Source organism: Caulobacter sp. 602-2, assembly GCF_011043625.1.
Lineage (GTDB): Bacteria > Pseudomonadota > Alphaproteobacteria > Caulobacterales > Caulobacteraceae > Caulobacter.
Genome location: NZ_JAAKGT010000002.1, coordinates 454,154 through 478,348, shown reverse-complemented (window position 1 = coordinate 478,348; position 24,195 = coordinate 454,154). Strand labels below are relative to the sequence as shown.

The following is a 24,195-nucleotide window of genomic DNA, read 5'->3' as shown; positions in this document are numbered from 1 at the left end:
TCATTCAGGTCAGTAGAGCAGCGGACAGCCATGAGCATCACCCACGCCGAAAGCCACGTCATGGAAGCGCTCTGGAGCCAGAGCCCCCTGACCGTCGAGGAGATTCTGGAGGCCGTCGCCGGCCCGCAGGGCTGGGGCGAGGCGACGGTCAAGACGCTGATCAACCGCCTGCTCAAGCGCAAGGCCATCGAGTCGCGCCGCATCGACGGCCGCGTCCGCTACGTGCCGATCGTCAGCCGCGCCGAATATCTGCAGACCGAGAGCCAGGGCCTGCTGGACCGCCTGTTCGAGGGCCGCCTGACGCCGCTGGTCGCCCATTTCGCCAAGCACCGCTCGCTGTCGCCCGACGAGGTCAAGCAGCTGAAGCAGCTGATCGCGGAGCTGGACGATGCTGATTGAACTGCTGGCCATAACCCTGCTGCGGGCGCAGCTGGCCGCCGCGGTCGGCGTGCTGGTCGTGCTGGCGCTGCGCGTGCCGGTGCGTCGCCTGGTCGGATCGGAAGCCGCCTACAAGCTGTGGCGCCTGGCGCCGGCGGCGGCCCTGGCCAGCGTCTTCCCCAGCCTGTCGGACGCCCTGGGCGCGGGCGCGGCGCAACAGCCGCCCGAGCGCCTGCTGGCCGTGGCCTTCCTGGTCGTCTGGCTGGCCGGCGTCGTCGGCCTGGCCGGCTTCATCGCCCTGTCGGAGCGGGCTTTCCGCCAGCGCGCCCGCGCCGGCCTGGAAGGTCCGGCGGTCATGGGCGTGTTCTGCCCGCGCCTGGTCATCCCGCGCGACTTCGCCCAGCGCTTCACCGCCGCCGAGCGTGAGCTGGTTCTGGCCCACGAGCGCGCCCACATGCGGCGCGGCGACCCGCGCGGCAACCTGATCATCACGGCCTGCCAGGCGCTGGGCTGGCTGAACCCTGTCGTCCATCTGGGCGCGGCCGTCGCCCGCCTGGACCAGGAGATCGCCTGCGACGGCGACGTCGTGGCCCTGCACCCCAAGGCCCGCAAGCGCTACGCCGAGACCTTGATGAAGGCCCACGCCTTCACCGCCGCCTCGCCGCTGGCCTGCGCCTTCGGCCGCCACCCGCTGCTGTCGCGGGTTCGGGTCATCGCCGGCCCGGCCCCGGTCTCGAGCGAGGGGCTGACGGCCGCCGTCACCCTGGGCGCGCTGACGGTGATGATCGTCATGGGCGTCTGGAGCCTGGCGCCGCGCGGGCCGGCCCCGCCCTCGACCCGCATCCCCGGCGCCAGCGCCCGGCTGTTCGTCGACGGCGTCACCCCGCCGCCGCTGAACCGCAGCGCCGAGGCGCGGTAGGGGCTCGTTGCGTCCTTCGAGGCTCGCCTTCGGCCCGCACCTCAGGATGAGGACTGTCTTGCACTGAAATCCCTCATCCTGAGGCGCCCGCGCAGCGGGCCTCGAAGGACGCAGGGCGCGTCCACTTGAACTTTAAAACTACGCGTGTAATCTTTCCTTCGGTCAGAGGGGGGAAGATCACCATGTCGTTCGTGCTGCCCGTTCCCGACGCCCATGTCGGCCGCAAGCGCGGCGCGGCGCTGGCCTGGCGGATCCTGGGCCTGGTCATGGTCGTCTCGCTGCTGGCGGCGCTGGCCTACGGGATCTTCGACTTCATCCGGTTCGAGCGGGCCATGGGGCCGCTGCCCCAGGCCAAGGGTGGGGCGCTGGAGCCCGCCCGTCGTCAGGCCGCCCGACGCTGGGCGGTGGTGCATCCCGCCCTGGTCGCCCGTCTCAAGCAGTCGCGCGAGCTGGAGTTCGGCGGCGTGTGGATGATGCGCACCGGCCGGGTGTGCGGCGTGGTCAACGGCAAGACCAGCTTCGGCGGCTTCACCGGCATGACCCGGTTCTACACGCAAGGCGACACGCCGGTGTTTGCCTATGACGACAAGGGCGCCTTCCGCGAGACCTGGCATCAGTGCGACCGCGACCGCTGGGCGGTGATCCGCCAGGGCTCTGACGAGACGGGCTTCTGCGCCACGAAGTTCGGCCAGACCCGCTGCCGGGTGGTGCGCCGCCAGGCGACGACCATGCCGAGGGAGTAGGGGGCGGACCGGGGCTTGTCCCCATCCCCCAAAAAGAAGGCCCGCGCCGCCCTGGAAGGAGAGCGACGCGGGCTGTCTAGGCGCCGGGGGGAGGTAGGATCGCGCCTAGAAGTTGTAGCGAAGGCCGACGATGAACTGACGGCCGCTGTGGGTGTAGACGTTCAGTCGGTCGCTGTAGCCGACGTACTGGTCGTTGAACTCGTCGGTCAGGTTCACGCCTTCGATCGACAGTTTCAGGTTGTCGCGGATGTTCCAGCTGGCCTGCATGTCGACGTTCAGGGTCTCGTTGGTGCCCTGGACGATGTTGGCGTCGCTGGCGGGCACCTGCGACAGGTAGCCGTCGCGATAGGCCAGCGATCCGCGGACGCTCCAGGTCGGGGTCTCGTAGTAGAGCGTCAGGTTGGCGGCGTGCTTGGACAGGCCGATCAGCGATTCCCGGATCGGCGGCGTGGCCCCCGTCTGCGAGGTCGGATAGTCGATCTCGGAGTCGACGAAGGTGTAGTTGGCCACCACGCCGAAGTTGCGCCAGAAGCCGGGCAGGAAGGTGAAGGGCTGCTGGACGTTGACCTCGAAGCCCTTCAGGTCGCCGCCGTCGCTGTTCACCGGCTGGGTCACCTGGAACACCTCGCCGGAGTTGGCGCCGGTGCCGGTCAGCAGCGAGTCCGGCAGGCCCAGGGTGTTGTAGACGGCCTCGCGGCGCAGGGTGGCCACGAAGGTGTCGATGCGCTTGTAGAACACGCCGACGGCCATCATCGCCCCCTGCGAGGGGTACCATTCCAGCGACAGGTCCAGATTGTCCGACTTGGTCGGGTTCAGGTACGGGTTGCCCGAGCTGTAGTTGCGGTTGGCGCCCTGCACCGCCACGTCGCCGCCGGGCGACAGCGAGCCGATGCCCGGACGGGCGATGGTCTGGGCGGCGCTGACGCGGGCCACGATGGTGTCGGTGACGTCGGCCGCCAGGTTGAACGAGGGCAGGGTCAGGTCGTAGTCGCGCTTGACCTCGACCCGCTGGATCGCGCCGGCGACGGCGGCGTAGCCGGCCGACTCCTGCTTGGTGTGCACCCGGCGCAGGCCGGCGTCGCCGCGGAAGGGCAGGCCGAAGGCGTCGAACTTGAACTCGGCCTGGACGTAGGCGCCGTAGTCCTGCTCCTCGACCGCGCCGTACTGGCCGCGGGCCGAGGTGTTGTTGGTGTCGGTCATCGCGTAGATGCCCTGGTTGCTGTAGATGTTCAGCAGGGCGGCGTACTTGTCGATGTCGGGCACCAGCCAGGCGGTGAAGTTGCCTTCGGGCAGGTCCATGTTGCGGCCCAGGCCGCTGAACACGCGCGAGACCGAAGCCAGCTGGGCGGGCGTCAGGGTCTGAACCGTGGTCTCGCTGGCGCGATAGGCACCGTAGCTGTCGTACTCGAACTTGCGCCAGTCGACCCCGGCCTTGAGGCGCAGGTTGTCGTTCAGGTCCCACTCGCCATAGACCTTGGCGGTCGAGAACTGGTTCTCGACGAACTGCGGCCGGATCCGCACCTCGGAGGTGCCGTTGACCGCCGACCAGTTGGCCGGGTCGGTGGCGTCGAAGCCCAGCAGGATCTGCGGCGCGCGGCCCTTGCGGAAGTCGTAGACGTAGTTCTGGCTGTTGGCCCGGTCGAAGGTGACGATGGTCGAGATCGGCTGGGTGAAGGTCGAGTCCGCGTAGCCGATCAGGGCCCCGACCCGCAGGTTGCTGCTGAAGTCGTGCGTGCCGGCCAGGGTGAACTGCTTGAACTCGGTGTTCAGCTCGTCATAGGCGGCCTGGGTGCGCAGATCGACATTGTCCATCCGGGCGTAGACGAGGTTGCCGTTCTCTACGACGCCGTCGCGGATGATCGTCTGCGGCTTGCCGGCGCCGCTGCGCGACAGGCCCAGGGCCTGCAGCTGGGCTTCCTTCCGCGTGCCGGCCAGATAGGCGTACAGCGCGTCGAAGGTGATCTGGGTGTCGGAGCTGGGCTTGTACTGCAGCGAGCCGGCCACCCCGAGGCGCTTGTTCTCGATGTCGTAGCTGACATAGCCGGGGATGCGCGGGGCGAAGAGGTCGGCGCTGTTGATCTGGGCCAGGGTGTAGCCCGGGATGGTCGAGGCGCTGTTGAAGCCGCCGTTGCTGGCGCCGGTGGCCCAGCGGGTGATGTTGGCGCCTTCCTCCTTGAGGCGGCGCTCCTCGTAGGCGACCGACAGCAGGGCGCCCAGCTTGCCGTCGAAGAAGGTGCGGCTGCCCAGCGCCGAGATGCGCGGCGTGGTCTTCTGGGCCAGGTCGTTGTAGCTGGCGCCCGCCGACAGCACGAGCTGGGGCTTGCCGCTGTCGAAGGCCTTGGCGGTGGTCAGGTCGACCGTGGCGCCCAGCGAGCCTTCCTCGACGTCGGCCGAGGCGGTCTTGCGCACGGCGATGCTGTTGAAGAGATCCGAGGCGAAAACGTTGAAGTCGAAGCCGCGGCCGCGGTTGGTGCCGCCGCTGTTGGCGGTGCCGCCGGTGGTGGAGATGGCCTCCATGCCGTTGATGCGGACGCGGGTGTATTCCGAGCCGAGGCCCCGGACGGTGATCTGGCGGCCTTCGCCGTTGATGCGCGAGATCGACACGCCGGGGATGCGCTGCAGCGACTCGGCCAGGTTCAGGTCGGGGAACTGGGCGATGTCCTCGGCCTTGATGGCGTCGACCACGCCGCTTTCATTGCGCTTGAGGTTGATGGCGCTCTGCAGGCTGGCGCGGAAGCCGGTGACGACGATGGCCTCGACCTCGTCCGAAGCGGGTTCGGCCGCCGGCGGCGGGGCCTCCTGGGCCATCGCGGCGCCGGCGGCGAGAATGGTGAAGGCCGAAGCGCTGGCGCCGAGCACGGCGCGCAGGCGCGGATTCCTGTTGGACGTCATCTGTCCCTCCCGATGCCCGTCTGCGCGGGCCGCTTTTGGAAGCCGGCCGAGCCTGCTTCTTCGTTGCCTGAACCATAGGGACGGGTTCGAACGGAGGGCCAATCCCAATCAGGTATGGACCTATGCGCGATGTGCACCGATCCACAGGTTTCCGCAGCGGCGCCTGTCGGCTCGCGCGCGGGCGATCCTTTGACAGCCTTGGGTTTCGATGCGTACCGCGGTTCGATCCATGTCGCCCGTGGATCGGTCCATAGGCGATTTGACTTAGACCTGGGCCCCAACGCCCCTTAGCGTCCTTCCAAAGCGCCGACGACAGAGCGGCGACCAAGGGAGAGCGTCAATGACCGACACCACCAGGCGTACCCGCGTGCGCTGGCTGATCATCGCGACGCTCTTCATCATCACGACGATCAACTACGCCGACCGCGCCACCTTCTCGATCGCCGGCCAGTCGGCGTCGAAGGAGCTGGGCCTGGATCCGGTGGCCATGGGCTACATCATGTCGGCCTTCGCCTGGGCCTACGTGCTGGGCCAGATCCCTGGCGGCGCGCTGCTCGACCGCTTCGGCTCCAAGAAGATCTACACCGCGGCCCTGGTGCTGTGGTCGAGCTTCACCCTGCTGCAGGGCTTTTCGGGGATCTTCACCGGCCTGGCGGCGGCCGTGGCCCTGTTCTTCATGCGCTTCCTGGTGGGCCTTGCCGAGGCGCCGTCGTTCCCGGCCAACGCCCGCATCGTGGCCGCCTGGTTCCCGGGCTCGGAGCGGGGCACCGCCTCGGCGATCTTCAACTCGGCCCAGTACTTCTCGCTGGTCGCCTTCGCGCCGCTGATGGGCTGGCTGGCCCACGACTTCGGCTGGCGGTCGGTGTTCTTCGTGATGGGCGCGATCGGGATCGTGGCGGCCTTCTTCTTCGTCAAGCTGATCCACAGCCCGGTCGAGCACCCGAAGATCAGCAAGGCCGAGTTCGACTACATCGAGGCCGGCGGCGGCCTGGTGCGGATGGAGGACAAGACCGCCAACGCCGGCGCGGCCTTCACCTGGGCCAACGTCAAGCAGGTGCTGACCAGCCGCATGCTGCTGGGTGTGTATATCGGCCAGTACTGCATCAACGTGCTGACCTACTTCTTCGTCACCTGGTTCCCGATCTACCTGGTCAAGGCGCGGGGGCTGTCGATCCTGCAGGCGGGCTTCACCGCCGCCCTGCCGGCCCTGTGCGGCTTCGCCGGCGGCCTGCTGGGCGGGATGATCTCCGACCACCTCTTGAAGAAGACCGGCAATCTCGACATCGCCCGCAAGACGCCGCTGCTGCTGGGCATGATCCTGGCCACCTGCATCGTCATCTGCAACTACGTCGAGCAGGAGTGGCTGGTCATCGTGATCATGGCCGCGGCCTTCTTCGGCAAGGGCGTGGCCTCGCTGGGCTGGGCGGTGGTGTCGGACACCTCGCCCAAGGAGATGGCCGGGGTGACGGGCGGCGTCTTCAACACCTTCGGCAATACGGCGGGCATCGTGACCCCGATCGTCATCGGCTACATCGTGAAAGCCACCGGCTCGTTCGACGGGGCGTTGATCTTCGTCGGCGCCCACTGCCTGATCGCCGTGCTGGCCTACTTCCTGATCGTCGGGAAGATCCAGCGCCTGCAGCTGAAGGCGGCCTGATGCTTTCTCGACGCCATGTCCTGGCCGGCGCCTCGGCCCTGGTCCTCGCGGGCCTCGGCCGCAAGGCCAGCGCCGCGCCCGCCGCCCTGGCCGTCACGACGCCGATGGTCGCGCCCGAATGGGCCCTGCTGCAGCGCGAACTGCTCAAGGCCAACGAGGAGGCCTGCGAGGCCTTCTTCGCCCGCTATTTCGACGAGCGCGGCTACCTCCTGGCCTTCGAGCGCTGGGGCGCCAACGATGGTCCCGACGACGCCATCGAGAACGTCAACGACTGGCCGACCCTGCACGCCCTGGGCGCCGGCGACCGCGTGCTGGCGCTGGCCCAGAAGGCCTTCGAGGGCAATGTGCGCCAGTACACGGCGGCCAGGACCAAGGACGTGCCGTTCGCGCGCGAGGGCATGTACTACAAGGAATTCCCGGTCATGAGCGACTGGCAGCACCTGTCCGAGGGGCTGTCGGTGTTCAACCTGCTGGGGCTGTCCGCGCCCGACGATCCGCGCTTCCGCGAGCGGGCGAAAAGGTTCTCGGGCTTCTACACCGGCGAGGATCCGTCCACGCCCAACTATGATCCCAAGCTCAACATCATCCGCAGCATGATCACCGGCAGCCGGGGGCCGATGCTGCGCAAGGCCACGCCCCTGGACTGGGCCGGCGACCCCTTCGACGTGACCCACTTCTTCATGGAGCACGGCGAGCGCTCGTACGAGGAGACCCTGCGCCACTACGACGAGTATGGCGACGTGGTCGGCGACAGCCCGCTGAACCTGCAGGCCACCAGCCTGGTGATGAACGCCTACATGCTGGACCACGAGGCCAAGTACCGCGACTGGATCCTGAAATATGTCGACGGCTGGATCGAGCGGGCGCGGGCCAACGGCGACGTGATCCCCAGCAAGGTCGGCCTGGACGGCAAGGTCCCGAAGGACCGCTGGTGGAGCGGAACCTACGGCTGGGGCTTCAGTCCCGTCGTGCCGCAGGCCGGCCATCGCGAGGACCGCAACCGCGTGCCCCGCGCCATCGTCGGCTTCATGAACGCCTACCTGCTGACCGGCGACGACAAGTATCTCGACGTGTGGCGGCGCCAGAACGACGTCATCAACGCCCAGAAGAAGGTCGAGGGCGGCAAGGTCACGACGCCGCGCATGTACGGGGCCAAGGGCTGGTACAGCTTCGCGCCCGGCGAGTACCAGCTGAACGGGCTGGAGATCTGGTACCTGTCGATGAAGCCGTCCGACCGCGCCCGCGCGGCGGCCCATCCATGGCTCGATTGGCTGGATGGAAAGGATGCCTCCTATCCTGCCAAGACGCTGCGCGGCGACCTGGAACGGGTGCGCGCCCGCGCCCAGGCCCAGCGCGACGACGCCTCGACCCCCGACACCCGCCTGGCCGACGCCGCGCTCGACATCAATCCGGCCAGCGTCACCGCTCTGATCCAGCTGATGGAGGGCGGCATCCACATCGCCCGGCCGCCGTGGTCGAAGTCGTCGCCCTCGCAGGGCGGCGCGCTGCACTACGCGCGCCTGCGCTATTTCGATCCCCAGCGCCGCCGGGCCGGCGTTCCGCAGGACGTCGCGGCCCTGGTCGAGCGGTTGAGCGACGACGAGACGGTGGTCAGCCTGGTCAATCTCAGCCAGGTCGCCTCGCGCTCGGTGACGATCCAGGGCGGCGCCTATGGCGAGCACCAGATCCAGAGCGCGGCGATCGGCGAGGGCGCGCCCCAGGCGGTCGACGCCTCGGCCTTCACCCTGCGCCTGGCGCCGGGCTCGGGCGCGCGCCTGACCCTGAAGATGAAGCGCCACGTCAACCAGCCGACGCTGAGCTTTCCGTGGGACAGGGTGGGGTAGAGCCCCCATTGTTCGTCATCCCGGCCGCAGCGAAGCGGAGAGCCAGGACACAGGGGCAACCGCACTACGCCGCCCCTGGGTCCCGGATAAGCCCTGCGGGCTTTCCGGGATGACGCCTGTTGTGGACTTTGAATGGAGGGACCGATGGTTCGTGTAGCGTCCGCCGCGATCGTCGCGGCCCTGCTGGCTTCGCCCGCCTTGGCCCAGGACCCCAAGCCCATCGCTGCGGTCGCCGCCGGCGGGCCGGCCCAGGGCGCGACGGCGACCGAGCTTCTGCTGGTCGATCGCGATGCCGACGACGGGGCCAAGGGCTCGCTGCGCTGGGCGATCGAGACCAGCAACGCCGAGCCCGGCCGCTATCGCATCGAGATCGCCGCGCCGGCCATCGTGCTGAAATCGGCCCTGCCGCCGATCAAGGGGCCGGTCGCCATCGAGGGCCAGGCCTTCGCCCGGTCCGGGGGTCACAACGTCATCGACGGTTCGGGCTATCTGCCGCGTGACCTGAAGTCGTGTCCCGGCATGGTGCAGGGCCAGTACGGGACCAATGTCCGCACCGCCAGCAATCCCGGTTTTGCTTTGGTCGACACCCGGGGCGTCAGCCTGCGCGGGCTGGAAATCCGGGGCTTCTGCATCGGCGTGCTGGTGCTGCGCACCTCCAACGCGGTGATCGCCGACAACCGCATCGTACGGAACATCGGCGGCGCGGGCGTGATGCTCAGCGGCGACGACGGCAAGGGCGGCTCGACCTCGCACACCACGCTCGACAACAAGGTGCTGCGCAACGCCTTCGTCGAGAACGGCGACGGCCTGGAGCTGACGCGGGGCGCGGCCTTCAACCTGATCGCCGACAACAGCTTCGACGGCGGGACCGACAACCTGGAGCCCTCGCAGGGCATCGAGATCCTGTGGGGCAACGACAACACCGTCGTGCGCAACCGCTTCTCCAACTATTCCGACGGGCTGCAGCTGAACTGGGGCGCGCGCAACTACATCGGCGCCAATGTCTTCACCGGCAACGCCTTCGGGATCAGCGTCAGCGGCGCCGACAACATGATCGCCGGCAACGAGATCCGCGGGAACGGCATCGGCGTCGCCGTGCGCCCCGAGGCCAAGGTCGCCGCCAACCGCATCAGCCAGAACGCCATCGCCGGCAACGGCAAGCCGATCATGCTGTGCTCGGCCGGCGGCTCGTGCGACCCGGCCATGGCGCGCGGCGGCGTGGTGATCGGCCCGCCGGGGCTGGAGCACGCCAGCTTCGTCGGTTCGCGCGGCATGGGCGTGGTGTTCGACAAGGCCGGCGCGGCCCAGGTCTGCACGGCGCCGAACACGCCTGAGAAGTGCCACGCGACGCCGCAGTTCGGGCTCCTGCCGCCGAAGGTGATCTCGGCGCGCGCGGTGGGCGGCAAGACCGCCGTGAAGGGCGAGGCGGCCGCCCCGGCCGGCGGGGTGGTGTTCGTCGAACTGTTCGCCAGCCCCAAGGGCGGAACCGAGGGCGAGCGCTATCTGGGCGTGGTGAAGGGCGTGGCCGACGGCCAGGGCCGGGCCGTGTTCGAAGGCCAGGTCGACGGCGCGGCCGCCGGCTCGGCGATCACCGCCACCACGACCACGGCGGCGGGGGCGACTTCGGCGTTTTCGCCGGCGGTGGGGTTGGGGCGGTAGGGGGAAGACCCCTCTCAGTCGCTCCGCGACAGCTCCCGCCGCCTTGGATCCTCTCCCTCTGGGGGAGGTGGCCCGGAGGGCCGGAGGGGGGACGTTTTCAGCTGCCGGGGCGTTGGGGAGTTATCAGCAACTTCCCCCCACCGATCGCTATGCGATCGCCTCCCCCACAGGGGGAGGTTCCTTGAGCGAAGCTACGTCCCTTCCTTCATGAACGGCGCGACCGCGAAGATCTCGCGCTCCTCCCGTCGCGGATCGTCCACCATCGCCGAGGTCTCGTTGACCACCAGGGTCGGCCGGCGGGGCAGGGTGTATTTCTCCCAAGCGGGGATCGCCGCGCAGTTGGGATCGCCTGTCCGGGCGAAGGCCGCGAAGGCCGCGCTCAGCTGGTCGCGCACCTTGATCGCCGCCGGTCCCGTGCCGGTCATCGAGCCCTTGGCGGCCAGCGTGCCGAACACCAGCGCGATGTCGTAGCTGTGGTAGGCGCCCATCTTCGGGTCGGTCTGGGCGCCGAAGTCCAGCTGGTACATCCAGGCCGGCGCGCCGATGCGGGCCCTCTGCTCGGCCTGGATCAGATGGCCCGGCCACGAGCGTCCGGCGGTGGTGATGGCGAAGAAGAGATCCGACGGCGAGGCCTGCGGATAGAGCGCCCGATAGCGGCCGACCAGGTATTCGGGCGACATGTCGAGGACCAGTTCGTTCTCCAGCTTGCCCGGCAGCTCGTCCCAGGTCAGGGCGAAGTTCTTCGGATCACCGCCCAGGAAGGCCTTGGTCTCGTCGTGGGTGTTGCCGATGATCATCGGGATATGCCCGCTTTCGCGCGGGGCGTCGGGATAGAACGGGTGGCGCGGCAGCACGCCGTGGTCCACGACCGACCAGAAGACGACGCCGCCCTTGCGCTCCAGCGGGTCGCGCATCTTCAGCGCCTCGACCAGCTGGGCGGCGGGCAGGGTCCTCAGCTTGTCGGTCTCGCCGGGCTTGAGGCCCAGCCTGTCCATGAAGGCGCGGGCGCGGATCGTGGCGTGGATCGGCCCCATGGCGGTGACGTGCTGGCCGCTCATGGTGGCGACCTTGTGGTAGAGGCCCGCCGCGCGCGGCATGGCCATCAGGGTCACGCACTTGGCCCCGCCGCCCGACTGGCCGAAGGTCGTGACGTTGCCGGGGTCTCCGCCGAAGGCTGCGATGTTGTCGCGCACCCACTGCAGGGCCAGGATCAGATCCAGGTTCCCGACATTGCCGCTATCGGCCAGCTCCGCCCCGCCCAGCCGCGCCAGGTAGCTGTAGCCGAAGGCGTTGAGGCGGTGGTTCACGGTCACCACCACCACGTCATAGGTCCGGGCCAGCCAGGTTCCGTCATAGAGCGGGCTGGAGCCCGAGCCGTTGGCGTGGGCGCCGCCATGCACGTAGAACATCACCGGCCGCTTCCTTCCGTCGGCGACGCCGGGCGTCCAGACGTTGAGGAACAGGCAGTCCTCGCTGGTCGGCTCGTCGGTCTTCAGCTGTGGACTGGCGGGGCCATAGGCCAGGGCGTCGGCGATCCCCTTCCAGGGCTGGGGAGCCTGCGCCGGCTGGAAGCGGCGGGCGGAGGTGTCGGCGCCGTAGCGCACGCCCTTGAACACCTTGATCCCGTCCACCTCGGCGCCGCGAACCCGGCCCGCCGTGGTCGTCGCGACCGGCGCGGCCCGGCCGGCGGCGTTCACCTGCAGCGGCATGGCCAGCACGGCGGCGGCGCCCAGCACGGCGCGTCGATCGAGGGTCATGGCGTTCTCCCGTCTTTTATCGTTGGGCCGTGGGACGGCCGACGGGAGGAGGGCGCGTCAGCGCTCGTCCGGATCCGCCGGCGATGCCTCGGCCAGGCAAAGGTCGATGAAGGTCTGCAGGATCGGGCTCTCGTTGTCCTTGCGCCAGGCCATGTAGAGCTCGACCGGCCGGTCGGGCGTGGTCTCGACGGGGCGGAACTGCACGTCGTCGAAGTGCAGGCTCATGGCCGACTCCGGCACGATCGCCGCGCCCAGGCCGGCGTGAACGAGGGCCAGCATCGAGTGGATCTGGGTGACGTGCTGCACGTAGTTCGGGGCCACGCCGTGGGCGTCGAACAGGGTCGTCAGCATGTTGTAGAAATAGCCCGCGCCTTCGGGCGAATACATGATCAGCGGACCGGCGTCGAAGTCGGCCAGGGTCAGGCTGGCCTTCACGAGGCGCGGGTCGCCGTTGGGCAGGGCGGCCACCAGGGGCTCGGACAGCACGCGGGCGGTGGCGAACTCGGCGCGGTCCATCGGTGGGCGCACCAGGCCGATGTCGATGCGGCCGGTCAGCAGCGCCTCGACCTGCTCGCGGGTGACCATCTCGCGCAGCGTCAGGTCGGCGTTGGGCAGGCGGGCGTTGGACAGGATCACCAGGCGCGGCAGGAAGCTGTAGCCGGAGACGGCGGTGAAGCCGATGGCGATCTGGCCGGCGTCGCCGCTGGCGATGCGGCGGGTGGCCAGGGCGGCGCTCTCGGCCAGGCGCAGGATGCGGCGGGCCTCCAGCAGGAAGGCGCGGCCGGCCGGCGTCAGGCGCACCGAGCGGCTGGTGCGGTCGAGCAGGGTGACGCCCAGGATGCGCTCAAGCAGTTGCACCTGCCGGCTCAGCGGCGGCTGGGTCATGTTCAGCCGCTGGGCCGCACGGCCGAAATGCAGCTCTTCGGCCGTGGCGACGAAGCAGCGAAGCTGGCTGAGTTCGAACATCGGAAAGCGCCCGTCGACAACACCCTGGAGTCGCGAGGCTAGACGTTCGTTGGGGCCGATCGCCAGCGCCTTCTTCCCGGGAAGAAGGGCCGGCGGCCGGACGGGGGTCAGCGCGTTCAGAGGGTCAGCCCTGGACGCGGGCGATCAGGCCCTGCAGTTCGGAGAACTCGGCCGGCGTCAGGTCGGTCAGCGGCTGGCGCACCGGGCCGGCGTCGCGGCCGACGGCCTTCATGCCGGCCTTCACGATCGAGACGGCGTAGCCCTTGCCCTTGTTGCGCAGGGCTATGTAGGGCAGCACGAAGTCGCGCAGGCCGGTCATCACCGTCTCGCGGTCGCGGGCGCGCACGGCCTTGTAGAACGACAGGGCCCACTGCGGCAGGAAGTTGAAGATCGCCGACGAGTAGGTCGTCACGCCCATCTCCAGATAGGGCAGGGCGAAGGTCTCGGCCGTCGGCAGCCCGCCGATATAGGTCAGGCGGTCGCCCATGCGGGCATAGACCCGCATCATCAGCTCCAGGTCGCCGACCCCGTCCTTGAAGCCGACGAGGTTGGGGTTGCGGTCGCACAGCTTCTCGAGGGTGTCCTCGTTGATGATGGCGTTGTCGCGGTTGTAGACGATGACGCCCAGGCTGGTGGCCTTGCAGACCGACTCGATGTGGGCGGCCAGGCCCTCCTGGGTGGCGTTGGTCAGGTAGGGCGGCAGCAGCAGGAGGCCGTCGGCGCCGGCCGCCTCGGCGTCGCGCGCCAGGTCCGTGGCGATGGCCGTGCCGTAGCCGCAGCCGGCGATGACCGGGATCTTGCCGGCCGTTTCGGCGACCGCCGCGCGCACCACCTTGCCCACCTCGTCCGGACGCAGCGAGAAGAACTCTCCGGTGCCGCCGGCGGCGAACAGGCCGGCCAGCTCGTGGTCCAGCATCCAGGCGCAGTGCTCGCGGTAGGGCGCTTCCAGGAACTGGTGCTGGGCGTCAAAATGGGTGACGGGGAACGACAGCAGGCCGCCGCCGAGCTGGCGGGCCACGTCCGTCGGCGACATCTGGCTCATGAAGTCCTCTCCGAGCGACGGCCTGTTCCCGAACGCCGGGGGCCGTTTCTTGAGGCTGACGGTAGAGAGCCGGCCTGCCGGGGTCTAAGCCAAAGGCGCTATCGACCGATACCGGAATTGGCTCGATGCCCGGGCGCTGAAAACCGTTCCCCGAACGCCCCCTTCGCGGTGGATTCTACCTTCGAGAGTGAGCGCTGGTCTGAACTCGTGGATGGAGTTGCCGCAAAGTATACCGCGGCTATCCGAGACGTAATTCACTTATCAACACCGTCATCTTCCCATGATGAGAAGTAATGCGGCCTTTGGTCGCGGCGACACCCTCTGGAACTGCTGCTCAATCAGTCATACGGCCTCGCTTGTAGGCCCATACGCGTAACAGATAGCATCGGCGGTCCGCGCCCGTTGGGAAGCTTGACTATAAGAGTGGAAGGTTCTTCGGCGATGACAGCAATGCAGCCATGGCCGTCGATCGAGGGCCAAGACTCGCGAGCGCTGGCATGACGACAGGGACCTCGCCCAAGTCGTTCCTGGAACGAGCGATGCTCCGCGCGGGGGTGGCGCTGCTGATCGCGGCGTTCCTGGCCGTCGCCGTCGTGGCGATCGTGGTGCCGCTCAGCTTCAAGGACCAGGCGCTGTTCGCGGGCGCGACCATCGTCGGCGTGGTCGTGGCCAACCGCCTGTCGCAGTCCAAGCACCTGACCATCGCCCTGTGCATCGTCTCGGTGATCGTCAGCACGCGCTATCTGTGGTGGCGCACGACCGAGACCCTGCATTTCCGCAACGCCGGCGAGGCGTTCTTCGGCACGGGCCTCTACCTGGCCGAGATCTACGCCTGGCTGATCCTGCTGCTCGGCTACCTGCAGACGGCTTGGCCGCTGCAGCGCCCGGTGCGGCCGCTGGAGGGCGCGCCCAACACCTGGCCGCGGGTCGACGTCTACATCCCGACCTACAACGAGAGCCTGGAGATCGTGCAGGACACGGTGCTGGCCGCGCTGGGCATGGATTACCCCCGCGACCGCTTCAAGGTGTACCTGCTGGACGACGGCCGCCGCCCTGAGTTCAAGGCCTTCGCCGAGAAGGCCGGCGCGATCTACATGACCCGCCCCGACAACTTCGGGGCCAAGGCCGGCAACCTCAATCACGCCCTGGAGCAGACCGACGCCGAGCTGGTCTGCATCTTCGACTGCGACCACATTCCCACGCGCGCCTTCCTGCAGATGACGCTGGGCTGGTTCCAGGAGGACCAGCGCCTGGCCCTGCTGCAGACGCCGCACCACTTCTATTCGCCCGATCCGGTGCAGCGGAACATCCAGACGGTGAAGGACATCCCCGGCGAGGGCGACCTGTTCTACGGCGTCGTCCAGCCGGGCAACGACCTGTGGAACGCGGCCTTCTTCTGCGGTTCGTGCGCGGTGATCCGCCGCTCGGCGCTGGAAGAGACCCACGGCTTCGCCCACGAGACCGTCACCGAGGACGCCCACACCGCGCTGAAGCTGCAGCGCAAGGGCTGGAACACCGCCTTCCTGGAAATCCGGCTGTCGGCCGGCCTGGCCACCGAGCGCCTGGCCCTGCACATCGGCCAGCGCATCCGCTGGGCGCGCGGCATGACCCAGATCTTCCGGGTCGACAATCCGCTGATGGGCAAGGGCCTGACCCTGGCCCAGCGGCTTTGTTACCTGAACGCGATGCTGCACTTCCAATTCCCGCTGCCGCGCATCGTGTTCCTGACCTCGCCGCTGGCCTTCCTGCTGCTGGGGTTCAACATCATCAGCGCCTCGGCGCCGGTGATCCTCGTCTACGCCCTGCCGCACCTGGTGCACTCGATCGTCACCAACAACCGCATGCAGGGCGAGGAACGCATGGCGTTCTGGGGCGAGATCTACGAGACGCTGCTGGCCTTCCATCTGGTGGCCCCGACCATCGTCACCCTGTTCGCGCCCAAGCGCGGCAAGTTCAACGTCACCGACAAGGGCGGGCGGCTGGAGAAGGGCTATTTCGACTGGTCGCTGATGTGGCCGCACGTGGTGGTCGCGGGCCTGCTGATCGCCGGCATGTGCTGGGGGGTCTGGAAGCTGGTCACCGCCGAGCCCGATTTCGTGCTGGTCGGCACCCTGGTGCTCAACACCTTCTGGACGCTGTTCAGCCTGCTGGTGCTGCTGACCGCCATCGCCGTCGGCCGCGAGACCCGCCAGGTGCGCCAGCACGTCCGCATCGAGGCCCTGCTGCCGGCCCGCCTGCGCCTGACCAACGGCGAGGTGCTGGACGTCGAGACCCGCGAGGTCTCGATGGGCGGCCTTTCGGCGATCGTTCCCGACGGCTTCTGGGGGAACGAGCGCCACATCGACACGGTTGAATTCCTGCAGGACGAGCGCGCCCGCCAGTTCAAGGCCCGCGCCGTCATGTTCGACAAGGGGGTCTTGAGAGTGCAGTTCCTGCCGCTCGGTTTTGCCGAACGCCGCGACCTGGTGCGCAACGTCGTCGGCCGCGCCGACGCCTGGCAGCCCAACGCCCACTGGGCGCCGGTGCGGCCGCTGGCGGCCCTGGCCGGCCTGGTGCGGGCCAGCGCCAGCATCCTGTTCTGGTGGCGGGCGGCCAAGCCGGCCTCGCTGACGCCGCGCGCGCGGACCGGCGGGCCCGAGGGCGGCGCGGCGGTGATCCTGGCCGGCGCCCTGCTGGCCGGCGCCGTGGGCTGGAGCGGACAGGCCAAGGCCCAGGTTCCGGTCCAGGCCGCCGCGCCCGCGCCGGCCGGACAGGTGCGGGTGCTGACCCTGAAGGACCTGGGCTTTGGCCAGTCGCTGCGCCTGCGCGGCGTTCAGGGCGAGGCCGGCGTCGACTTCACCCTGCGTCGCGACGAGGTCGTCACCGGCGCGCGCCTGGTGGTCAACGGCGCCTATTCGCCGTCGCTGCTGGGCGACCTGTCGCAGCTGGCCGTCACCCTGAACGGCGAGCCCGCCGGCACGGTGATGCTGACCCCCGACCGCGCGGCCGGGACCGAATGGTCGATCCCGATCGATCCGGCCCTGTTCCTGCGCGACAACAACCTCAATCTCCGTTTCATCGGCCACTACACCCGCGCCTGCGAGGACCCGCAGCACTCGTCGCTGTGGATGAACGTCAGCAACCAGCGCTCGCGCCTGGAGCTGACCGTCTCGCGCCTGCCGGGCCAGCCGGACCTGTCGCAACTGCCCGGGCCGTTCTTCGACAAGGGCGGCGGCAAGCTGGTGCTGCCGTTCGTGTTCGCCGAGACGCCGTCCGACGCGGTGCTGCGCGGGGCGGGGGCAGCGGCCTCGTACTTCGGCATGCGGGCCAGCTATCGCGGCTTTTCCTTCCCGACCCTGATCGGCGCCCTGCCGCAGGGCGAGGGCGTGGTGTTCGGCCAGTCGGGCCAGACGATCGACGGCCTGACCCTGCCGCAGGTGGGCGGTCCCACCCTGGCGGTGGTCGCCAATCCGCTGGCGCCCGACCGCCGCCTGCTGCTGGTGATCGGCCGCGACTCCTCGGAGATCCGCCGCGCCGCCCTGGCGCTCAGCATCTCGCAGGGCGGCCTCAGCGGCGCCATGGCCCAGGTCGACACCGCCCTGATCGCCCCGCGCGCGCCCTATGACGCGCCGCGCTGGCTGCGCATGGACCGTCCGGTGCGCATGGGCGAGCTGGTCGACGCCCAGCTGCTGCAGGCGCCGGGCCTGTCGCCGGCCCCCGTAAACGTGCCGTTCCGCGTGGCGCCCGACCTCTTCCTGTGGCCGGTGCAGGGCGCGCCGATGCGCGTGCGCTATCGCTATCCGAAGGGGCCGTGGTTCGACCGCGAGCAGTCGCGCCTGGACGTGTCGCTGAACGGCCAGTACCTGCGCTCCTACCGGCTCAGCGCCCAGGACCGCACCGCCGAGGTGCGCGGCCTGTTCAACCGCTTCGCCCGCAACGAGCACAGCCTGGACCTGCCGCCCTACCTGCTGTTCGGCGCCAGCCAGCTGCAGTTCTATTTCGACATCAAGAGCAACAAGACCGGCGCCTGCCAGGGCCAACTGCCGACCAACGTCCACAGCGGCGTCGATCCCGACAGCACCATCGATCTCAGCGGCGGCCGTCACTTCGCGGCCCTGCCGAACCTGGCCTTCTTCGCCAGCGCCGGCTTCCCGTTCACCCGCAACGCCGACCTCGACAAGACCACCGTGGTGCTGGACGCGGCCCCGGCGCTGGCCGACATCGAGGCGTTCCTGAACCTGATGGGCCGCTTCGGCGACGTCACCGGCGCGCCGGTGACTCGCGTGGCGATCTCGCGCGGGGGCGACGAGGCCGCGCTGAAGGGGCGCGACGTGCTGGTGATCGGCCGGCCGGAGACGGCGCGGCGCCTTCCGGGCCTGTTCGCGGGCGCGCCGGTGGCCTTCGAGGCCGACCGCCTGCGCCTGAAGACCGCCGCCCTGGCCGAGCGGGTGTTCCTGATGGCCGACGGCGAGGCGTCCGCCGCCCGCGAGCACGCCGACGACCTCTTGGTGGCCGGCGACGGCTTCGAGGGCCTGGTCAGCTTCCGCTCGCCCTACGACGGCGACCGGGCGGTGGTGGCGGTGCTGGCCAGCGATCCGGCCCGCCTGCCCGCCGTGCTCGCGCGCCTGGACGACCCGGCCCAGAACGCCCGCGTGCAGGGCGACCTGGCGGTGGTCACCGAGGACGGCTTCTCCAGCTTCCAGGTCGGCAAGCAGTTCCACACCGGCGACCTGCCGTGGTGGGTCTACATGATGTGGTGGCTCAGCCAGCGTCCGCTGCTGCTGGCCGTCTCGATCTTCGGCGTGGGTCTGGCCCTGTCGTTCCCGCTCATCTTCGCGCTGAAGTCCATCGCGCGCCGTCGCCTCGAAGGGGGCAGCCACAAGTGAAGACCCTGCGTCGCATGTCCGTAGAGGCCGCCCTGGCCGCCATCCTGATGGCGGGCGGGACGGCGAGCGTGGCTGAGGCCCAGACGGGCGGGGCGTCCGGCGGGGCGGCGGTGTCGGCCCTGGTGCGCCAGGGCGACTTCTGGAGCCAGAAGGGCCGCAAGGACCTGGCCGCCGACGCCTACAAGCGCGCCCTGGCCGCCGATCCCGGCAACGCCGCGGCCAAGCGCGGCCTGGCGGCGCTGGACGCCCCGCAGCGTCCGGGCGCCAGCGCCCCGGCGGCGGCCGGCGGCGGCGACCTGGCCCGGGCCCGGGCCCTGGCCCAGAAGGGCGACAGCGCCGCGGCGGCGGCCACCTATCGTCAGGCGTTCGGCGGCGCGACCCCGCCCGACGCGGTGGCGCTCGAATACTACCAGACCCTGGCCGGCGCCCCCGGCGGCGCGACCCAGGCCCAGGCGGGCCTGCGCGCCCTGGCCGCCCGCAAGCCCGGCGACCAGAACGTGCAGCTGGCCCTGGGCCAGGCCCTGACCTATCGCGAAGGCAGCCGCCGCGAGGGCGTGGCCCTGCTGGCCCGCCTGGCGGGCGGCGGCGGCGCGGTGTCGGGCAAGGCCGCCAGCGCCTGGCGCCAGGCCCTGACCTGGATGGACGACAGCCCGCGCAACGCCGACCTGTTCGGCGACTACCTGGCGGCCCGTCCCAACGATGCGGAGATCTCGCGCAAGCTGGCCGCCGCCAGGACCGCGCCCAAGGCCAGCGCCGCAGCCCCCGTCGATCCGTCGGCCGGCGACCGGGCCAAGGGCTTCCAGGCCCTGCAGGCCGGCGACGCCGCCGAGGCCGAGCGCCGCTTCCAGGCGGCCCTGGCGCGCCGGTCGGGCGACGCCGACGCCCTGGGCGGGCTTGGCCTGGTGCGCCTGCAGGCCCAGCAGTTCACCGAGGCCGCCGACCTTTTGACCCGGGCCGGCCGCGCCAGCCCCGCCAGCGCCGGCCGCTGGAAGGAGGCCCTGACCAGCGCCCGCTTCTATTCCGGCCTGCAGACCGCCCAGGCGGCGCTCGACCAGGGCCAGGCCGCCAAGGCCGAGCAGACCTTGCGGCCGCTGACCGCCCAGACCTATCCCGACCGCCTGCTGGCCTCGAACCTCTTGGCCGAGTCGCTGCGCCGGCAGGGCAAGGCCGCTGACGCCGAGAGCGTCTATCGCCAGATCCTGGCCGCCGCCCCGACCCAGGCCGAGGCCCAGCAGGGGCTGGTCCAGGTGCTGCTCGACCAGGGCCGCACCGCCGAGGCCGAGACCGTCGCCGCCGCTTCGCCGGCCCTGGCCCCCGACGCCAGCGGCCAGAACGTGCTGCGCGGCCGCATCGACCACGAGCGCGCCAACCAGCTGTGGGCCAACGGCGACCTGTCGGGCGCCAACGCCGCCTTCGAGAGCGCCCTGGCCTCAGCGCCGAGCGACCCCTGGGTGCGGCTCGACTTCGCCCGCTTCCTGGCCGGACAGGGCGAGGCCCAGGCCGCCGAGGGGCTGATGTCCCAGGTCGCGACCGGAACCTCGCTGGAGCAGATCCACGCCTCGGCCGTCTTCGCCGACCAGCAGGGACGGCCCGCCGAGGCCTTGGCTCAGCTGAACCGCGCGCCGGTCGGGCGGATGACGCCGGAGATGACGGCCCTGCGCGGCCGGCTGGAGATCGACGCGGCCATCGACCAGGCGCGCGAGGGCGGGGGCGTCGCCACGCTGCGGGCGCTCGCGGCCCGTCCGGGCCTGTCGGTCGACGCCGAGGGCCGGCTGGCCTCGGCGCTCTACGACCTCGGCGACCGCCAGACCGCGCTCTCGATCGCCCAGCGCACCCTGGTCGAGGGCGTCACCGAGACGCCGGCCAGCTATGACGGCATGGTCGCGGTGCTGGCCAAGGCCGGCCGCGACGCCGAGGCCGCCGCCATCATCCGCCAGGCCGCCACCCGCGCCGGAAACTCGCCCGAGGGCTCCCGCGCCGTCGCCGACCTGACCGCCACCCTGGGCGCCGAGCGGGCCGACCGCCTGCGCGCGTCCGGCGACCTGGCCAGCGCCTTCGACGTGCTGTCGGCCGCCTTCGCCGTGGCCCCCAAGAACACCCGCCTGCTCGCCCCGCTGGGCCGCGTCTATGTCGACGGCCGGATGTACGACGAGGCCGCCCAGGCCTATGGCGCGCTGCTGCGGGCCAAGCCGGGCGACAAGGAGGCCCTGATCGGCCTGGCCGACGCCTCGGCCGGCCGGGGAGACCTGGCCGGCGCCCGCCGCACCCTGGCCCAGGCCATCGCCGCCTCGCCGCGCGACGCCGACCTCTATCTGGCCTCGGCCAGGGTGGAGCGGCAGGCCGGCAACGAGCGCGGCGCTCTGGAGGCCCTGCGCACTGCAAAGCTGCTGCGCGAACGTCGGCCGACCTTCGGCTCGGGCCTCGACGCGGTGCTGGCGCCGGGCGGCTCCAATGCGACGCCGGGCGGGGGGCTGGGCCCCAATCCCTTCACCAGCGGCGGCGTCCCGGCCCGCGTCTCGCCGGTGCTGCCCGTGGCGGCCAGCCGCTACGACCTGATGGGCTCGGCCGCCGCCGCGCCGCTGATGGGCGTCGACGTGGCCTCGGGCGGCGACCAGCTGGCGGGCGTGCTGACCCCGGCGGCGCCGGCGTCCGCGCCCACCTATTCGACCAACGGCGAGCGCAACTTCGCGGGCCTGGCCTTCCCGTTCACCGGCCGCAACGGCCGCGCGGGCGAAGCGGCCTCGCCGCGTCCGGCCAGCACCGTCGCGCCCGCGCCGGGCAATCCCTTCGTCGCTCCGGCCGCTCGCGATCCGGTGGTCGGCGACATCGATCGCCAGATCGCCGAGATCACCGCCCGCACCGCCGCGCAGGTCGCCGGCTCGGCCCAGATCCGCACCCGCTCGGGCGAGGCGGGCCTTGGCCGGCTGCACGAGCTGTCGGCCACCGCCTCGGCATCCGCCAACCTGGGCGAAGTGCGGTTCACCGCCTCGGTCTCGCCGGTCAGCATCGACGGCGGCACGCCCTCGAGCTCGGCCGAGCAGCGCTACGGCGGCAACCAGATCGTCAACGCCCGCGCCATCGTCGGCGAGTTCGCGCCGGTCTATCGCGCCGCCTCGCCGCAGAGCGCCTCGGGCGCGGCGGTGAATCTAGCCATGGAAGCTGGACCGCTGAAGGCCGACATCGGCACGACCCCGATCGGCTTTGGCGACGTCGACGTCGCCGGCGGCGTGACCTTCTCGCCGCGCCTGGGCTCCAATGGCCAGGGCAAGGCCTGGATCGAGCGTCGCCCGGTCACCGACAGCGTGGTGGCCTATGCCGGCGCCCGCGACCCGGTCACCGGCCAGCGCTGGGGCAAGGTGATGCGCACCGGCGGCGGGGTCAGCCTGTCCTACGACGACGGCTATTCGGGCCTCTATGGCGACGCCAGCTACAGCCACTATGACGGCGAGCACGTCGCCGACAACGACGGCTACCAGGTCAATCTGGGCGGCTACATCCGGCCCTATCGCCGCGGCGAAACCGAGGTGCAGGTCGGCTTCAACCTCAACCAGCAGGGCTTCGACAACAACCAGAACTTCTTCAGCCTGGGTCATGGCGGCTATTTCAGCCCCAAGACCTTCACCAGCCTGACCGCGCCGATCAGCGTGACGGCCAGGCAGGGGCCGTGGAAGTTCAAGGGCGCCATCGCGCCCGGCTACCAGACCTACAACCAGGCCGGCGCGGCCTATTTCCCGATGGACCCGGCGCTGCAGGGCGAGCTGACCACGCTGGCCCAGGCCGACGCCGACGTCTTCCCGCGCTACCTGGCCCAGAGCGCCAGCGGCTTCGGGATCTCGGGCGGGCTGTCGGCCGACTACCAGTTCCGGCCCGGCGCCAGCATCGGCGGCGCGGTCAACTTCAACACCTTCGGCGTCTACAACGAGACCGCGGTCAGCGTGGGCGTGAAGCAGATCCTCGGCGGAGACGGCGGCCGATGAGCGCCAGCGAGTTCGATCCTCGGTCCAAGGACCTCGGCTACCTGCGCCGGCGGCGGGTCAGCGGCCAGTGGGCGCCGTTCCTGGCGTCGCTGGCCGACGAGCTGGCGGCAGTCGGCGACCAGGGCGCGGTCAAGCGCTTCCTGTGCGCCACGGGCGAGCGGATGGCCCGCCGCCACGCCCTGCCCAAGCTCGAGACGCTGGACGAGCTGGAGGGGCGGCTGAACGAGATCCTCGACGCCATGGACTGGGGCTGGGTGCAGCTCGCCGTGGCCGAAGACCACATCCTCATCACCCATGGGGCCTGTCCGAATGTTCTCGAAGACGACGACAAGCGCGCCTGGCCTCCGCTCATGGCCGAGCTTCTGGCGGGCGCTTACGGCGCCTGGCTGGCGGCGCAGGGAAGCCCTGGCGGGGTCACCACCTGCCGTGATCCCCTGGCTTCGCCGCTGGTGTTCGAGCACCGGGTCTAGGCTGCTGATCGTGGCGCTGGTCGCGGCGGGCGGCGGTTCGGGGGCCTGCGCGCGGCCGCCGGACGGCTGGGCGCAGTTCAAGACGGCCTATGTGCAGCCCGACGGCCGCACCATCGATCCCGAGAACGGCGGCGTCAGCCACAGCGAGAGCCAGGGCTGGACCATGCTGCTGGCCGAGGGGCACGGCGACCGCGAGGTCTTCGACAAGGCCTGGGGCTGGACCCGCGCCAATCTCGTCCGCAAGAACGCGCCGCTGCTGGCCTGGCGCTACGATCCTCGTGCGACGCCCGCCGTCGCCGACGAGAACAACGCCTCGGACGGCGACATCCTGGCGGCCTGGGCGCTGTTGCGGGCCGGGCGGCGGTGGAAGAGCGAGGAATACCTGGCCGCCTCCAGGGTCATGCGCGAGGCGGTGGCCGAGCGGCTGGTGGTCGAGGTGGGCGGCCGAACCGTGCTGCTGCCGGGCCTGGAAGGCTTCCGCAGCCCGGCGGGCGTGGTCGTCAACCCGTCCTATTTCGTGCTGCCGGCGCTGAAGGATTTCGCCGCCGAGGATGGCCCTGCGGCGCCTTGGCGCACCCTGGTCGCCGATGGGGTGAAACTGGCTCGGGAGGGGCGGTTCGGCGCTCAGAAACTGCCTCCCGACTGGCTTCTGGTGCGGGCTGACGGTGGCTTGGCCTTAGCGCCTGAAAAACCTCCATTATTCGGTTTCGACGCCATTCGCGTGCCCCTGTATCTGGCCTGGGGGGGAGAAGATTCGCTGGCGCGCGAGACCGCCGCGTATTGGCGCGGAAAGATTCAAGCCCAAAAAGCGCCACCGGCATGGGTCAATATGTCCGACGGTCATGAAGCCGACTTTCCGCTATCTGGCGGGGGTGTCGCCATCGCCGCCCTGGCGCTGAACGACCCGTCGATCCAGGCGCTGCGGGGAGCGTCGCAGGATCGCACGTACTACTCTTCGGCCCTTGTCCTGCTCGCCGAAATGGCGGGTCGGGAGAAGGGAGGCAAACGACCTTAACCCCGTGCCGC

The 24,195-nt window shown here is 70.3% G+C and carries 14 protein-coding genes and 1 pseudogene; 11 read left to right on the top strand and 4 right to left on the bottom strand.

Features of this window, described 5'->3' with window-relative positions; genetic code table 11:
• Positions 1-30 precede the first annotated feature (30 nt).
• From G5B46_RS06565 to G5B46_RS06555, 3 genes are all read left to right on the top strand, one after another.
• Positions 31-399: a BlaI/MecI/CopY family transcriptional regulator gene (locus G5B46_RS06565; RefSeq protein WP_058349304.1), complete on the top strand. Its 369-nt coding sequence runs from the start codon at positions 31-33 to the stop codon at positions 397-399.
• A complete protein-coding gene (locus tag G5B46_RS06560) occupies positions 389-1,297 on the top strand; it encodes a M56 family metallopeptidase (RefSeq protein ID WP_165257128.1) in 909 nt (302 codons plus the stop codon). The genes G5B46_RS06565 and G5B46_RS06560 overlap by 11 nt, the downstream gene beginning before the upstream one ends.
• 182 nt (positions 1,298-1,479) lie before the next feature.
• Entirely contained in the window at positions 1,480-2,040 is a 561-nt protein-coding gene (locus G5B46_RS06555) for a hypothetical protein (RefSeq protein WP_165257126.1), read from the top strand.
• Positions 2,041-2,145: 105 nt separating this feature from the next.
• Here G5B46_RS06555 and G5B46_RS06550 read toward each other — a convergent pair whose 3' ends face one another.
• Positions 2,146-4,932 (bottom strand): TonB-dependent receptor, encoded by a 2,787-nt coding sequence (locus G5B46_RS06550; RefSeq protein ID WP_165257124.1) that lies wholly within the window; start codon positions 4,930-4,932, stop codon positions 2,146-2,148.
• Positions 4,933-5,272: 340 nt separating this feature from the next.
• Between G5B46_RS06550 and G5B46_RS06545 the strand changes: the two genes are divergently transcribed.
• The 4 genes and pseudogenes from G5B46_RS06545 to G5B46_RS06535 all read left to right on the top strand — a co-directional run bounded on the left by G5B46_RS06545 (position 5,273) and on the right by G5B46_RS06535 (position 10,092).
• Positions 5,273-6,589 (top strand): MFS transporter, encoded by a 1,317-nt coding sequence (locus G5B46_RS06545; protein ID WP_165257122.1) that lies wholly within the window; start codon positions 5,273-5,275, stop codon positions 6,587-6,589.
• On the top strand, positions 6,589-8,433 hold the full coding sequence (locus G5B46_RS06540; RefSeq protein WP_165257120.1) for a hypothetical protein: 1,845 nt from the start codon (positions 6,589-6,591) through the stop codon (positions 8,431-8,433). The genes G5B46_RS06545 and G5B46_RS06540 overlap by 1 nt, the downstream gene beginning before the upstream one ends.
• Before the next feature lie 16 nt (positions 8,434-8,449).
• Positions 8,450-8,520, top strand: a pseudogene (locus G5B46_RS24300) (hypothetical protein); the annotation flags it as partial.
• A 57-nt stretch (positions 8,521-8,577) separates the two neighbouring features.
• Positions 8,578-10,092 (top strand): NosD domain-containing protein, encoded by a 1,515-nt coding sequence (locus tag G5B46_RS06535; RefSeq protein WP_165257118.1) that lies wholly within the window; start codon positions 8,578-8,580, stop codon positions 10,090-10,092.
• A 191-nt stretch (positions 10,093-10,283) separates the two neighbouring features.
• On the opposite strand, the gene G5B46_RS06530 is transcribed toward G5B46_RS06535, so the two are convergent.
• The 3 genes from G5B46_RS06530 to kdgD form a co-directional block, all read right to left on the bottom strand.
• On the bottom strand, positions 10,284-11,849 hold the full coding sequence (locus G5B46_RS06530) for a carboxylesterase/lipase family protein (RefSeq protein WP_165257116.1): 1,566 nt from the start codon (positions 11,847-11,849) through the stop codon (positions 10,284-10,286).
• A 57-nt stretch (positions 11,850-11,906) separates the two neighbouring features.
• On the bottom strand, positions 11,907-12,815 hold the full coding sequence (locus tag G5B46_RS06525) for a LysR substrate-binding domain-containing protein (protein ID WP_116487740.1): 909 nt from the start codon (positions 12,813-12,815) through the stop codon (positions 11,907-11,909).
• A gap of 124 nt (positions 12,816-12,939) precedes the next feature.
• A complete protein-coding gene (kdgD, locus tag G5B46_RS06520) occupies positions 12,940-13,857 on the bottom strand; it encodes a 5-dehydro-4-deoxyglucarate dehydratase (protein WP_165257115.1) in 918 nt (305 codons plus the stop codon).
• A gap of 497 nt (positions 13,858-14,354) precedes the next feature.
• On the opposite strand from kdgD, the gene bcsA reads away from it, so the two are divergent.
• From bcsA to G5B46_RS06500, 4 genes are read left to right on the top strand one after another with little or no spacing between them, the layout of a single operon-like run.
• A complete protein-coding gene (gene bcsA, locus G5B46_RS06515; RefSeq protein WP_165257113.1) occupies positions 14,355-18,722 on the top strand; it encodes a UDP-forming cellulose synthase catalytic subunit in 4,368 nt (1,455 codons plus the stop codon).
• Positions 18,723-18,736: 14 nt separating this feature from the next.
• Positions 18,737-22,699, top strand: a complete 3,963-nt coding sequence (locus G5B46_RS06510; protein ID WP_165257112.1) for a cellulose biosynthesis protein BcsC — start codon at positions 18,737-18,739, stop codon at positions 22,697-22,699.
• Positions 22,696-23,169: a cellulose biosynthesis protein BcsD gene (gene bcsD, locus G5B46_RS06505; protein ID WP_165257110.1), complete on the top strand. Its 474-nt coding sequence runs from the start codon at positions 22,696-22,698 to the stop codon at positions 23,167-23,169. The genes G5B46_RS06510 and bcsD overlap by 4 nt, the downstream gene beginning before the upstream one ends.
• A gap of 10 nt (positions 23,170-23,179) precedes the next feature.
• Positions 23,180-24,184 carry a glycosyl hydrolase family 8 gene (locus G5B46_RS06500; RefSeq protein ID WP_165257108.1) on the top strand — a complete coding sequence of 335 codons (1,005 nt, stop codon included), beginning with the start codon at positions 23,180-23,182 and terminating at the stop codon, positions 24,182-24,184.
• Positions 24,185-24,195 lie beyond the last annotated feature (11 nt).